Here is a 282-nt window from a genome sequence, read left to right as displayed (position 1 = left end):
GACAGGTGGAAAAGTGATGATTCGAAAAAGGGTGGAGGGTGTTGGGGGATTGAGAGTGATGAGGGAAAAAGGAGGATAAGTTGGAGGGATGAGTAGAAAAATGATGGAATGGTGAATTTTTGGAAGGAAGGGGATGATAGTGTGGGTGGTGATGAGGATATGGTAAGTGGGGGATGGGGTGTAAAGGAAAATCATGGTGAGTGGAAAAATGGTGAGGGATGTGATCAGAATTGGTGAAGTGGTTGTGATTGAAGCGTTGATGAGGAGTGTGAGGAGGGCTGC

1 protein-coding gene is annotated in these 282 nt (G+C 46.5%); it reads right to left on the bottom strand.

Going from position 1 to position 282, the window contains the following annotated elements; genetic code table 11:
- On the bottom strand, nucleotides 1-282 hold a 282-nt coding region (locus tag FS736_RS25580; RefSeq protein ID WP_222125107.1), incomplete at both ends, for a hemolysin III family protein.

This window comes from Cytobacillus oceanisediminis 2691, assembly GCF_007678455.1.
In the GTDB taxonomy this organism is placed as follows: domain Bacteria; phylum Bacillota; class Bacilli; order Bacillales; family Cytobacillaceae; genus Mesobacillus; species Mesobacillus oceanisediminis_A.
Note: the sequence above shows the minus strand (reverse complement) of the source record. Positions and strands in the feature narration are given on the sequence as shown.